The organism is Nocardia transvalensis (genome assembly GCF_015477765.1).
Taxonomy (GTDB): Bacteria; Actinomycetota; Actinomycetes; order Mycobacteriales; family Mycobacteriaceae; genus Nocardia; species Nocardia transvalensis_A.
Genome location: NZ_JADLQQ010000001.1, coordinates 719,420 through 734,586, shown reverse-complemented (window position 1 = coordinate 734,586; position 15,167 = coordinate 719,420). Strand labels below are relative to the sequence as shown.

Genomic DNA, 15,167 nt, shown 5'->3' with positions numbered 1-15,167 from the left:
CCCGCGACCGGCGTCATAGCCCGGCCGTCTGCCGCTACCACCAGCGGGGCCGCCCAGCCGCGTTCGTCGGAGAATCCTTAACACTCCCTTTGGCCGGTCGGAGGCCTCGGCGAATCCTGTCCCTTGCACAACATGACAAAATCGGCAAGACGAATGAATGTTCGGCTGAACTTCGCTGTGTAGTTGTCCGTGGTTCATGCGAACATCTACACAGGTCGGTTGAGAGGGCGTGGTTTCGATGACGGATCTCGAGGCGTACACCGAGAAGCTGCGGCGTGCGGGCGAGGACACTGCGGCCGTGCGCGACCTGCTGCACGACATCGCCGCCGAGGCCAGGACAGCCATGTCCGGACTGATCCCGGCCTGCGGCGACGACGAGTTCGGCAACAAGTTCCGCTGCGGCGAGGAGGGTTTCGAGTCGGTGATGAACGGCGTCATCGACGGCACCGCGAAGTCCGGCGACTCCTGGGGGCAGATGTCGAAGGGACAGTACGATGCGGCCAAGGAACTCGAACGCCGCGAGCAGGATTCGACCGATAGGTTGAGGCAGGTCTGACCCCTGCGGTCGGTTCGGTGCGGTAGATGAGGTGGACAGGGGTTTGGGATGAGCGATGGCTTTGTGGGGGACGCCGACTCGGTCCTGGAGGATTTCCAGAACCAGATGCGCGCTATCGCCGAGGCCCAACACCAGCGCGTCCGCCTCACCGCCAGTGCCACCTCACGGGACAAGCGGGTAACGGTGACCGTCAACGCGAATGGCGTCGTCATCGATACCCGCTTCTCCTCCGATGTCGATGAGTTGAGTCCCGACCAACTCGCCCGGTTGGTCACCCGCACAGCGCAGGCGGCGGCCGAGGCCGTGGACCGCAAGAACAAGGAGCTGTTGGCGCCGCTGCTCGACGCCCGGGCGCGGCTGCCGAAGCTGTCCGAACTGATCGAAGGGATGCCGGATTTCGAGCAGGACATCCCGGTCGAGCCGCCGGTATCCACCGCGCCACCCGGGTCGCCCGAGCGCGGCGACGAGCCGGAGGCGATGACGTTCACCGACGTCGAGGAGTTCGACCACACCAGAGCGAGCGGGCGGCGCGGCACCTCCACCGATAACGCCTGGTGATCCCGGGGGCTGGTGTCTAGTGGCTATCATGATCCCGCCCTGGCTGGAATGGCTGGAGTGGGTTGCGGGCACTGATTGGCCGCACGGCAACGAGGATCTGCAGAAGGATCTCGGTCGGAACCTCACCCGGCTGGGCGACCGCATCCTCAACGAAGTGGTGCCCGCTGCCGAACGCGCGATCGATTCGATGCTGCTCTCCTATCCGGCCGGTGAGGGTCGGGAGAAGCAAGAGCAGGAGCTGAAGAAGCTCATCAACAACGACGACCCCAAGGTGGGGTCGCTCACCGAACTGGGTAAGTACCTCAAGTCCCAGGGCGAGGCCGCGGAGAGCTTCGCCGGAGAGATCAGATCGGCCAAGCTCAACGGGATCATCTCGCTGGGGTGGCTGGCGGGGGAGATGGCAGCGGCCCTCTGGCTGGGGCCCGGTGCGCCGGCCGCGCAGGCGGCCGCGATCGCGGCGACGCGCGCGGCCTTCAACTGGCTGGGTCGGCGCCTGCTGATGACCATCGGCTCAATCGTGGGCAGGATGGCAATTTCGCAGGGCGCCAAGCGGATCATCACCAAGATCGTCTACGAGATGACGCAGGAAGCGCTCGTCGAGATCTTCCAGGGCACGACGCAGGAGCTCGCCGTCCAGGGCCTCAACGTCGCCCAGGGCTACCAGAAGAACATGAACTGGGGCCAGGTGTGGGACAACGCCTGGATCTCGGGCGTGGCAGGCGGAGTCGGAGGCCTGGCGGGTCACGGCATGCACAACCTGGTCGGGCGGACGGGCCTCGGCGACCGGGGCCTGCAGGGCGCGATGCGCGGCGCCATCGTGGGCGCGGGCGCGGGTTTGGCCGGTGCCGGCGCGGCCTATGCGGCCACCGGTCTGTCCACCGGGAACTGGGATCTGGATCCGCGCATGCTGACCGGCGGCGCGCTGTCCGGAGCAGGGCCGGGCCTGGCCCATGGCTACCGCGGTACGCCGGAATATCAGGGTCAGCCGTTGTCGCGTGACCAATTCAACGGCAGGACACCGGCGTCGAATGTCGGTGCCTCCGACGGCAGTGCGCGCCCCCCGTCGAGCACGACCGGTGGGTCGGACAGCTCGACCGGAACGGGGCAGAACGGCACTGGCAACACCGGTACGGGACAGAACGGCACAGGAAACACCGGCGCCGGGCAGAACGGCACGGGAGCCGGAAATACCAACGGCGCCAATACATCCGGTACAGGCGCCACGAGCAATACGGGCGCAGGCCCCGCCGCGAACACCGGCACGGTCAACACCGCGCCTGCGAGCACCACCGGTGCGGACACCGGTGCCTCGTCACCCGCTGCACCGGTCGCCTCGCAGTCGGGTGCGCCCGATTCCGGTACCGGTGGTGACCACTCCGGTTCAGACTCCGGTGGCTCGCAGGCCAATACCGGATCGGGGACGACGAACGGCGGTCCCGGTGTGAACGCCGCCGCGGCCGACGGTGCGGGACATTCCGGCCCCGCGCAAACCGCCACGGCCCCCAGCGATGCCGGTGCCGGATCGCGCGGCGATACCGGCGTCGGCGCGCACAGCGGCGGTGGCGGGATCGGTTCGCATGCCGGCGACGGTGCCACCGCGCATCCCGGTAGCTCCGCGCACGTGGCCGAATCCCCTCAAACCGGTTCGAGCCCGATAAGTTCCGGTCACACGGCGGGCACGCCGAGTGTGGACACCACTTCCGGCGCCGTCCAATCTCCGGCGGCGGCCACTCCTCCGGCCGCCACCGCGGGATCGTTGGCCGCCGGTGTCGCCGGATCGCCCGCGGCGCCGCCGGGTGGGCCCACGCCGACGCCCACCGGCACCGCCACCCCGAGTGGCACGACGTCCAGCGGTTCGCCGAGCTCGCCCACATCCGGTTCATCGACCACCTCGCCCACGGGTGGCTCGCACTCGTCGCCGGTCTCCGCACGGCCGGACACCGGCACCACGCCGCAGTCCGGTCGTCCCGGCGAGGGCTCGACAGCCCGCGCACCGCAACCGGATTCGGGATCGCGGCCGAGCTCCGCACCGGACACGGCCGGATCCCGCGCGGCCGCCCAGCCCGGTGCGACCGGCAGAACGAACAGCGGACTCGACGGCGGTCTGCAGGCGCAGGTTTCCGATTCCGAAGCGCCCCAGGCGAAGCCCGCCGACACGGCCGCGGAGACCGGCGCCGACCAGCAGCAGGTCCTCCCGGACCAGGACGTGGACACGCAGGCCGCTCAGGCCGCCGTTGCCGCCGGTTTGGCGGCGACACCGGCCGTCACCGGTACCCCGCACGCCCCGCCGTCCGGCTCCGGTCGCACGAGCACCGACACCGACGCCCGCCCGGCCGACACCGACGCCAATGCGGGCGAGCCGGACACAACCGGTGAATCCGGGCCCGAAACACGTGCCCCGGACAGCTCCGCCGACACCGACTCCGGCAGGCCCGCGGCCGACGACTCCGCCGGCCCCGCCTCGGATGCGGACACCGACAGCCCTCGGACCCGCGCGGCCGATGCGGATACTCGCGATGTCCTGACCGAGGATCCGGCTCCGGCCACCGATACCGAGCAGCGTCTCGCCGACGAGGCACTGAACAAGCTGGGCGACGACGCCACCGCCCAGGATCTGCTGCACGGCGACCCCACCGACGGCGCGGATACCGCCGCCGACGCGAAGCAGCTGGCCCGCCGCAACGCCGACTGGTGGAATTCGCTGGATCCGGACCCGGTGCGCAACCGCGAGATGCAGCAGGCGCTCATCCGTGCGCACCCGGAGGTGATCGGCAGGGCCCCCGGTATCGATCCCGCCTCGGCGAACCAGGCGAACCGCCTGCAGATCGCCCGCGAGCTGGGCGACCTGGAGGGCCGCGGCGACGACCTCACCCGGGCCGAACGCAAACAGCTGGACAATCTGCGCGCGACCGTGCGTGCCCTCGCCGTGGCGCAACGTCAGGCGGCCAGGATCGATCCGGACATGCCGGTCCACGTGGTGGCCTACGATTCCACCGCCTTCGGTGGAAAGGGCCGGGCGGCCATCGCATTCGGCGATATCGGCACCGCGAACCACCTGTCCTGGCACGTGGCGGGCAGGGGCCACACCGTGGCGAATCTCGACACCAGCCTGGCCGTGGCGCTGCACCACCAGCAGACCGCGATGGGCCGGGCCCGCCCCGGCGAGTCGGTGGCCTCCATTGCCTGGCTCGGTTACGACGCTCCCGCGGGCGGCAAGCTCCGGTCCGGTTTGCAGGCGGTCGGTCTCGGCCGTGCCCGGGCCGGTGCCGACCTGCTGGTGCGCGATATCGCCGCCCTCGACGCGGCACGGGAGGCCACCCACGGCCCGGATGCCAAGGCCGGCAACAAGGTCATCGCCCACGGTTACGGTGTCGACGTCGCCGAGGCGGCGGGCCAGGGCGGCCGGTTGCGGGGCCTGGTCACCGATGTCGCATTGGCGGCCCACCACGGCGAGGCGCCCACGATCAAGTCCGGGCACTTCGGCGACGACGTGCGGGTGCACGTCGAGACCGGACGCGGGCTCTACAGCCGGGTCGACTCGATCGTCCCGGACGCCGACAAAGCCCCGGCGGGCGTGCCGACCAGCGCCATGTACCGGCTCGACACGATCGCCGCCGATCGGGCAGGCGCGACCGAACATCACGCCCCCGACACCGACACATCGGACCCGGCGCGGGGCCGGCCCGATCTCGGCGAGCGGCCCGAGCTGGCGCACAACAACTGCGGTGAGGTGGCGTCGTGGGTGGCCGCCCAGCGCACCGGCAACGCGAACATCACCCCGCCCGAACCGGGTTCGGTCGGGCCTGAGGGCATGACCTGGCGCCGGCTCGAGGATGTGCTGCAGGGCGAGCTGATGCCGGTCCAGGGCACCCGCAAGCTGTCGGCGCACGAGATGATCGCCGCCGGTCTGGAGTACCTGAAGGGCAAGGCCACCGTCGTGGTCGTCGACGAGCTGAAAGGCCCGGTCGATGAGCACGGTGTCGGCTCGCACGCCTACGTCATGTACTGGGACGAGACCCGCAACGCGGTCATGGTGGACGATCCGCGCCTCGGCCCACCGCGCGAATTCGATCCGAACGACCTGCCGGACGTCAAGGCCACCTGGGGCGTCTTCTTCGGCGCCGACGGCGAGAGCCTGCGCCCGCCCACGCACGCCCGCGGCGCCGACGATCCCGACCTGCCCGCCGACGGTCCCGGTCGCGACCGGACCCGGCCCTCGCCGATCGGTGACGACACCCACACACCGGATCCCACGCCCGAGCACGATCCCCTGTCCCAAGCGCAGCGATTCCTCGACGAGTCGCCAGAGCTCCGGGACACCGACGGTGTCGCGCGTCCGCTCACCGACACCGAGCGCGTCTACGCCCACGCCCTGGCCGATGCGCTGGGCCTGCGCGATTCCCTTGCGGGACTGCCCGATCCGCTGCACGCCATAGCCGACCTGACCCAGCAGGCGTGGGTGCGGAATTTCCTGGACACCTCCCCGGACGGTGCCGGTCGGCCGATGCGGTTCCCGGACGATTTCGGACCGCTGGACGCCGAGGAACTGCAGCGGGCGGGCTGGCAGCCGGACGGCCGGACGCCGACGGAACTGCCGCGTGCGGACCGGGACGCGATAGGCGAATGGAACCGGCCCACCCAGCCGTCCGGCGAGCCGCGACCAATGTCCGCCGCCGATGTCCGTGATCTGCTGGCCCGGCAGCTGGGTCTGAACCACGATGCCCTCACCCCCGAGCGTCTCGCGGAAACGATTGCCGATCAACGGCATCGGACGTTGTTGCGGGCCGGTGCGGTGGAGGCACTGGAAACCGCGGTGCGCGACCACGATGCGACTACCGATCCGGCGCATCGCAATCAGCTTGCGGCGGTGCGGGATACGTTCGCTCATCTGCTCGGCGTCAGCGATGCCGACTTGGCGCCGGGCCGATTCGCCGACACCATCGGGCGATTGCGCGCCGAGACACTGGCTCGTGCGGTCGCGGTCGGTGACCTGGCCGACGTGACCCAGGTGGCCCGGCAGGATTCGCTGCGGCCCGCGGCGGTGCAACCGGGCGATTCTCGCCGCTTCGACATCGAGATCGACGGGCAGCGGGTGCCCGTCCAGTTGGTCGCCGACGTGGACGGCAATTGGCGGGTGGTTCCGGCGCAGCGGATGCCCGCGCCCCACCCCGCGCCGCGCCCGGCACCACCGGCACAGCAGTCTCCCGAGACGAAGTGGAAGCGCTTCTGGCGGCGGTTGAAGGCGCCGTTCACGCGGCACGACATGGGCATCCAGTATCCGCTGGGGTCCGAGCGCAATGCCGACTACTACCAGTCGGTCGCCGATTCGGCCACGCACGCGGTGACCGGGCACGACGCCGGGGTCCATTGGGATCCGGCGTTCTTCACGCTGCAGGCGCTCAAACTGTGGAAGGGACGCGGCCAGTTCATCAGCTGGCTGCGCGGCGATACGGGTGTGGATCCGGGTCAGCCCCGGCCGCCGGAACTGCCCGCGGCCCAGGAACGCCCGGGCGTCGAGAGCGATGTCGTCCCGCCGGTGCCCGACCGGGAGATCATCGACCCGAACTCCGCGCAGCGGCAAGAGCTTTCGGACGCGATTGCCGAGCGTCATCGCCAGGGAGTCGCGCTGTACCAGGCCGCGGACGATCTCGGCCTGCCGCTGCCGGACCTGAGCCCGGAGGCCGTGCGGCGCGCCACGGCCGAACTGCAGTACCGCGTCGTGCGGCACGCGGCCATGGTGGAGGGACTGCGCGACGCGGCCCTGCGCTACAACGCCGAGGACGAGCACGTCGGCTACCTGGACATGATCCGGCAGCACAACCCGGACATGATCGAGCATTTCGTCAAGGAGATGCACGCCGAGCTGGGCCACGACCCGGACCGGCTCGACCTCGAGCGCCGCGTCAACGTCAACAACAACCCGAATCTGCCGCGCCGCTGGTGGCAGCTGGAATACAGCAGCGACCCGATGGTCCGCAAGCTGTTCGAGAATGCGTTGCGGCGCGACCAGATTCGCCTGGAGCGCGGCGACTGGGCGCGCATGCTCGGCGTCGATCCGCGCACGCTGACCGGTGCCGACCTCGACACCGTGCTGAACGATCTGCACGACCGCGGCCGCGAACTCGGCCGGGCCGCCGCCGATTTCGAAAGGCTGGCGCACCGGTATTCGGCCGCCGACACGAGATTCGGCGACCTCGCCGACGCCATGGCCCGCGACGCCGGTCGTCGGTGGGTCGATGATCAGAACGGCGTCATGCTGGATCCCGACCGGGGCATCGGACTGGTCGGCACCGAGCCGATGCGGCTGGTCGTGGTCGACGGTGGCCTCAACCACGATCGTCTGCTCGCCGATGCGCTGGCCGACCCTCGCAATGCCGACCTGGCCGAGGGGCTGACCAACGGGGGCTGGCGTATCGAATACCGGGTCGCCTGGGCCGATCTCACCGGAATTCACACGGCCCAGGTGGCCACGCCCGAGGTCCGGCACTTCTCCGGTGCGGTGGACGGCCGCCGAGTTTCGGTGACCATGGTGCGCGAGGGCGACGAACCCTGGCGCGTGGTCCCGGACAACCTGCCGGAGCCGACACCGGCCGAGCCCCTGGATCCGTCCACCTTGTCACCGAGCCAGATCGCGGCCCGCGTCGACGATGCCGCCGCCCGGTTGGATGTGCCGTTGGCGGACCTGTCCCCGGATCGGGTGGCCGCCACGGTCGATCGGCTGCGCACGGAGAACGCGCTGCGGGCGCTGCGGATCGCCGCACTGGTGGATTACGGGCACAACGAGGCCGCCGTGCGCCGCTTCGGCGACTTCGAAGATCTGCTGAGCAAACTCGACCTGCAGCGGGATACCCTGCGCGGCCGACCTCCGGCCGAGGTGATCGAGGAGCTGCGTCAGCAGCATCCGGACCGGGCCGCGCACCTCGACAAGCTGGCGAAGCTGCTCAGTGAGCATCCCGAGCTGGTCGACATGGACCCGCGGGTCCCCGAACAGGCCCATGACAATGCCATGGGATTGCCTGTGGGAGATCCGAATTCGCCGCAGCACGCGGCGCGGATCGCCGAGGATTACGGTCGCCTGCTCGATGCGCTGCGGGCCCGGGCCAGTTCGCCGGTCACCGATGTGCCGACGCCGGACGCGGACTGGGTACGGATGCTCGGCGTCGATCTCGAATCGGCCACCCCGCAGCAGGCCGAGGCCATCTACAAGAATTTCAAGGCCGGCAAGCTCGCCGATCTGACCGCGCGCAGCCCCGAGCAGCTGACTGCCGAACTGCGGGAGCTGCGCGCCGAGGTGGACCAGGCCGCGGCCGATATCGACACCGTCGAGACGCTGGCCGAGGCCTACTACCGGATTCCGACCGCCTTCGATCCGGTGAATCACTGTGTGCCCGAGTCGATTCAGCACCTGCGCGAGCAGCAGGGCGACGTCGCGGATCCGGTGTCGCTGGATCCGCGACGACTCAGCGGCGTGGCGTGGGGCGACCTGCAGGCGAACTTCCGCGGCGCCCGGCCCGAACAGTTCGTCGCCGACGCCGACTCCGGGGCGCACACCAAGCTGCTGCAGGCCCTGCGCGCGCAGGGCAGTGGAGCCACCGCCTGGGTGGTGGACCAGCGCACCACCACCGACGACTTCGGCGTCGGCGCGCACTCCTACACCATCACCCATCTGGGCATGGACCGATTCGACGTCGACGGCCGGGTGGTGACATACGCCGGGACCGATCCGCAAGGCCGCGAATGGTTCGTCACAGAGACCGGCTACCGGGTGTCGCTGGCCGAATTGACCGGCGGCACCAGGGCGGAGACCGCCGCGACGTGGGCAATCGTCTACCACGACGGCCGAGTCGTGGAGGGAGTGGGCGAGCAGACGCCGCTGCCGGACACCCTGCGCATCGGCCAGAGCACGCCGGATCCGATGCGACCGAGCCGGGACACCTACGAGATAGCGCGGCCGCACGCACCCGGAGCCACCGCGGACCCCGGCCGAACAGCGCGGGTGAACAGGCTGACCGTCGGCCCGGACGGGTTGTTCTACGGTCCCGACGGCCGACCGTATTCGACCGATATCCTCGGAGATTCGTTCCTGCTGGGCGCGACGCCCGGGGATATCCGGGGCGGCCCGGTCCTGCATGCCGAGGTCCACGCCACCTATGCGAACCCGGAGGACGGGCCGGCCGCGTGTGGTCTGTGGGTCATCGAGAACGGCCGCATCCAATCGGGCGTGCTCGGATCACAGGGCTACCCGGACACCGTGACCGACCCACGCTTCGCGGCTCAGTTCCGGTACGAAATGCACAGGCTCGGTGTCGATCTGTCCGGGGTGAACTTCGATGACGGCACCCAGGGCCGACTGTGGGCGCGGGATGACGCTCCGACCGTCACGGACGTGATCGACGGCGTCGGCAGCGGCGAACTGTCGAGGATGTTCCGGGGGCACGGCGACGACTTCTGGGTGTCCGTCACCGACGTCCACGAGGGCTTCAGCCGGGTGACGATCACGCTGTCGCTCCATCCGGTTCGCGGCGAACCGGGTTCGGTCACACTGGAACTCGTCCGCAGCGGTGGCGGAATCATCGCCCAGTATTCCAATGCCTCCCTGGGCCCGGATGCGGTGCGTGTGAACGCCGCGCTGCAGGAATTCCACTCCCGAGTGGTGCAGCCATGGCTGGCGGAATCCGGAGTCGGGATCGACCTTCCCGCGGTGCACGTGCCGGAGGGGCCCGGGCCCGAGGCGGCGCAGGACGCGGAGATCGCGCCGACGAGCTTGTCACCGAGCGAGCTCGGAACTCCGGAACTCGATTCCAGGCCGGTGCTGCACGAGGCCGATCTGGTGGTGGGCATCGGGACGCCGGAAGACGCCCAGGCGCAAGGACGATTGACCGAGGATGATCACGGGTCGTGGGAGCGGACCAGCTGGGCGCCGGTGGCGCGGCGCTGGGCCGTCGACCAGATGACCGCGCTCGGGCTGGAGAGCCGCAACGACTCGGTGCGGCTGGTCACCTCGGAATTGGTGGCCAACGCGCTCGAGCACAGCACCGGTCCGGTGCGACTGGAGCTGCGGGTGGTGGGTCATCCGGGCGACTGGACCGTGCTGATCCAGGTGGTCGACACCAACCCGGACCATCCCCTGCTCACCGAGGGCGCGACGTCGGTCGTGCATCGCGCCGATGCGACGGACCAGCAGACGGGCGTCGATCCGGACTCGGCGGCGCTGAGCGATCTGGATCCCGAGGCGTTGCTGGATGCCTTCCCGGATCTCGACGCCGACGCCGATCCGGAGGCGCTGCTCGCCGCATTCCACGATGACGACACACCGCAGGAACCGCTGGCGGGCGAGGGGAATCGCGGCCGCGGCGGCTCGATCGTCGCGCGGGAATCCGATGCGACGGGTGTCACCGCGCTGCCGGAGGGCCGCGGAAAGTCGGTGTGGGCCAGCATCTCCGGCTCCGACCCGGACACTCATCTCCCCGCGGACGAGCCTCCGCAGACCGCGCCGGATCCGGCGAACACCCGCATCGACCCCGAAGGGGTCGAGATCGCCGACAGCCTCGGTGAATTCCACGGCGCCGCGCGTCCGGACACCGAGAAGGCACTCACCCGGGAGATGGCCCTGAACGCCGTCGAGAACTCGGTCCGGGCGCTCGTGCCCGCCGGGGTGGGCTGGCATCGCAACGGGCACCTGCTGCTTCCCGACGGTCGGCCGGTGCACATCCATGTGGGTGAGGTGGAAGGCACTGCGATCGGTTCCTTCCGACGGAGTGCCGACGGGACCGGATTCGACATCACGCTGTCGAAGGGCCTGCGCAACCGCGACATCCCGCGCGCCGCGGCGAATCTGCTGGTTCGGATCCGGCAGGCGACCGATCCCGACTTCCGGCACCCGGGTGTCCGCTTCGCCGAGCTGAAGGTCGTTGCCACACAGTTGGACGAGGCGATCTTCGATCCGAATCGGGCCAGGCTGCTCTCGGAGATCCGACAGGACCTCGGCGACCTGCTGGAGCATCTGGGTATCACCGACCCGGCCGGTGACGCGGCGGGGCGGCTCGCCGCCTGGGACCCCGAGCTGGCGCACCGCGTGAGCCCGGACCACCTCGACGCGTTCGAGCATCGACCCGTCTTCGGGAAGGACTTGACCGACGCGGAGTTCGAGGAGTCCGCCGCCGCCCACCTGGCCCAGCTGCGCGACATCCTGACCGGTGACTTCGCCGACGATGTGGTGATGGCCGAGGCCCTGGCCCTCAACGGCCGGATGCGGGAAGAGCTGTGCCGGCGCATGTTCGAACCCATGTTCGCCGACAAGGCCGCCAATGCCGCCCGCAAGGCCGTCGTCGGGGACGAGGACCACCACGAGATCACCAACGACCAGTTCATGAACGAACTCGCCCCGCTGCGGGCGGCGTTCAACGATCCGATGCCGCACGGCTCGCCGCAACGGGTGCGGGCGCTGCTGGATGCGATCGACCAGGTGCAGCATGCGCCGGGAATCCCGCTATCGCTGCGCGATGCCATCGATTTCGACCGGATGCGGGAGGTGGCCCGCACCTTCGCCGACATTCCCGATCGGGTCGGCGGTGTGCTGGATCGCGGCACCGGCCGCATCGAGTTCCCGCATCCGCTGCCGGGCCACCCGCGTGGTGCCTCGATGTCGCTGCGCGAGTTCCTGCACGGCATCGATCGAGCGAATCGGGGGGCCGCGGCGCACGGGTTCCAGGCCGAATACGTGGTCGTGGTCCACGCCGAGGCCGACGGACGGTCGTCGATCGACGTGCTCACCCGCCCTCGCCCGCAGTACCGGATGCCGGCCGACCGCAATCATCCCGTGCTGTTCGAGGAGCGGCCCTCGGTGGCGGCGGCCCGAGAGGGCGGTCACACGGTCGACGTGGGTGTGGGCCGCAGCGGTTTCGCGGTGGAGTTGACACCGCTGTCGGACCGTTCCGGCGGCGGGCTGATCCTGCAGACCGAGTTGGCGAGCGATTATGCCGATGCGGGACAGCGCCGCCGGGTCCTCGGCATTCTGGATCCGGGACCGCTGACCGTCCCGGGCTCCCTGATGGTGTACGCGGATCTGCTCTTCTCCGGCGAGGTGCTCAACGTCGGCGACAACGGCGGTGTAGCGCGGTTCTACATCAACAACGTCAGCGCCCACTTCGGCGACGCCGAGTACAACGCGCTGGCGCGGCAGTTGCCGAGGGCCCTGGCGCCCGGTGCGCGCATCGAGATCCAGTGGGATATGAAGTCCGAGCTCAGGGAGGGCGGGACCCCCGGCGACCGCGGACACATCCAGGGCGACGAGTTGATGATGGCGATCAATCGGGTGCTGCCACCCTCGGTCGCCGACGCGTTCGAGATCATCGAGCACACCCAATTCGCGTACCCGGGCAACAAGAACTACGTGTACTCGATCGACGCGGGCGCGAGCAATGTGATCAACCCGGCCGCCATGGCGAAGTATTCACCGCCGCAACCGACCGACCGCATGGTGATCGTGTACAACCCGGCCCCCACCGCATCCGATGTCGCTGCCGGGCGACCGGACGTGGGTGAGCAGGCTCGTTCATCCGGCCTTCCCGAGGCCCTCGGGCACTCGGCCGAGCAGGGGGCGGAGCCGAACAGCGGCCTGGGTCGGCGGGGTGAGGTGCCGCCCGGCCCGGCCGGGGATGGGTCGAGCGGGCACCGGGCTCCCGCCCAGGACTCGGATACGCCCGCGGAAGATTGCGTCCTGCGCGTATTGCGCAAGGCCGCAGCCGAACTCGGCCTCGAGGTGACCGTTCCCGAGACGGCGAGCCTGTCGGGCCGGTCACCGGCCGAGGTGGAGGAGCAGTTCGCGGGCGGGCGCATGCGGCAGGTCGCGTCGCGTGACGACATCAACCTCAGGCTGACCGACCCCGACGATCCCGCGACCGCGATGCTGGTGATCGAGGAATACTCCATCGGTGACATGGATGTCGCGCACATGTCGCTGATGGCTGTTCGAGACGGCGTCGTCATGGTCAGCGATCCGAATATCGACGACGGTGCGTGGCACCCGTACCAACCGGGCACCGAGACGCCGGGGACGCGCAAGATTTCGGCGATCGCATTCGGCGCCGACCGGAAGCCGCTGCTGCCGAGTGCCGAACACGCGGCCGATCCCCAGGCGCATCCGGAGCCCGCGATCACCCACATCGACGATGCTGGGGACGGATCGCTGGAGTCGCTGTTCCCCGAACCCGAGTGGCATATCAGCGAGACCGTCGGTCACGATCCGACGGTGCCCGGCGAGGAGGACAACGCTCGTGCCGTGGCGCTTCGGGCGTTGCAGGAATTCGACGGCAACATCGATGACGTGGCAATTCGGCCGGGCCCGGAGCCGGTGTGGCCGAGGACTGTCGTCGGTTCGTTCACGCGCGACGGCGACTATTTTGCCGCTGTGGTCGCCGGTTCGACGAAGATGGGTGCGGTCGGCATCGACGCCCAGCGCAATGAGCCTCCGAGCGAGGATGTGCTCCGGAGCGCGGCGCGGCCGGAGGAACTGCGGTGGCTGGCCGACATGGCTCGGCAAGGTGATGTGCACTGGGATCGAGTGTTGGTCTCCGCCAAGGAAAGCTGGTTGAAGGCGTGGCAACAGCTGACCGGAGACCGGCGGGCCACGATCCAGGATGTGCGCTTGACCTTCTCGATGGACGAGGGGACATTCACCGTCGAGATGTTCCCCGACGATCCGGCCCTCTCGCGTGCGCTCTCATTCGAGATGTCGGGTCGATTCGTCGTGGCGGGAGACCGGATCCTGACCGCGGTCACGGTTCCGCAAGTTGTGAGCATCGAAACCGCGCCCGAGCTCGACCTGTCCGAGACGTTCCATCGTGGCATCCTCAGGTATCACGTGGCATTGCAAATGCAGTCGGGGGTGACGCTTCCCGAGGGGACCGGCGAGCGGCTTCGGATCGTCCGCGACAACCTCGTCGAGAACGAAGACAACGGGGCACGATGGTATCGGTGGCCTTTGGATGCGGAGGTCGATCCGGCAGGTCCGGCGCTCCCGGATATCGGAGTACCTACCGATCCGGAACAGTTGCACGAACTCTGGTCGCGATTGTCCGACGCGGAGAAGGACGCCTTGTATGCCCAGGACCCGTTCATCGGAAACCGGGACGGAATACCGCACATCGACCGCGACAGGTACAACCGGCAAACCCTTGCCATGCTGCGGGAACAGGCCGAGCTGGAGGGAAACAAGGAGCGTCTGAGCATCATCGACGACATGAAGAGTTACCTCGATACGACAGAGGAAGGCCGACCCCAGCCCCTGTTGTCGTATCTCGATGACAAGCTCCAGTACATCTACGCTCTCGGCAATCCCGATACCGCCGACTATGTGGCGGTCGCACTGGCCGGCGCGTTCCGGCGGCGCAGCGGTCACGGCTATGCTGTGCAAACCTTGATACAAATGCATCAGGCCGTCGAGTTGTACGACCCGACTGCGAAGACAGCGGCACTGCTGTTCGGCGCCTACAACAACCCCAGCTCCCTGGTTGCGGCGGCCTCGTCCGTCAACGCGGAAGAGGGCGCGCAGAAGGTGCGGGAATTCCATGACGGGCTACGGGTCACTCATCAGGGACCACCCGCGTACACCACGACCATCGCGCATTCCTACGGCGCTGTCACCGGTGGGCATTCGGCCGGGCACGGAAACGAACTGAATGCCGACGCGCTGGTGTTCATCGGAAGCTTCGGCACCGGCGTGGACAGCGTGGCGGATCTTCGACTGACCGGTGTCGACCCCGCCGACAACGGTGACCACATCTTTGCGACCATATCCGACTACGACTCCGTCAAGCTGATTCCTCCCAACCACGGCCCCCTCCCGACCGACCCCGCGTTCGGCGCTACGGTTTTCGAGTCCGATTCCACACCCGGTCCGGCGCGGCAGGGTTGGAATCCGGCCGACCACACGGCCCCGAACTACTTCTATCCCAGGAAGAAGGCGTGGAGGAAGCTGGGGCTGATCTTGACCGGCCAAGGGCACCGGCTCCGCTGAACAGGCAGCGGGCCGGTCCCGCGGCCCTTCGAATCG

3 protein-coding genes are annotated in these 15,167 nt (G+C 69.2%); all 3 read left to right on the top strand.

Annotated elements, in window-relative coordinates:
• The first annotated feature begins 238 nt into the window (after positions 1-238).
• The 3 genes from IU452_RS03285 (at position 239) to IU452_RS03275 (ending at position 15,131) form a co-directional block, all read left to right on the top strand.
• Positions 239-556, top strand: a complete 318-nt coding sequence (locus IU452_RS03285) for a hypothetical protein (protein ID WP_195107330.1) — start codon at positions 239-241, stop codon at positions 554-556.
• 48 nt (positions 557-604) lie between these two features.
• On the top strand, positions 605-1,114 hold the full coding sequence (locus IU452_RS03280) for a YbaB/EbfC family nucleoid-associated protein (protein WP_195107329.1): 510 nt from the start codon (positions 605-607) through the stop codon (positions 1,112-1,114).
• Positions 1,115-4,925: 3,811 nt separating this feature from the next.
• On the top strand, positions 4,926-15,131 hold the full coding sequence (locus tag IU452_RS03275; protein WP_416382275.1) for an alpha/beta hydrolase: 10,206 nt from the start codon (positions 4,926-4,928) through the stop codon (positions 15,129-15,131).
• Positions 15,132-15,167: the final 36 nt, after the last annotated feature.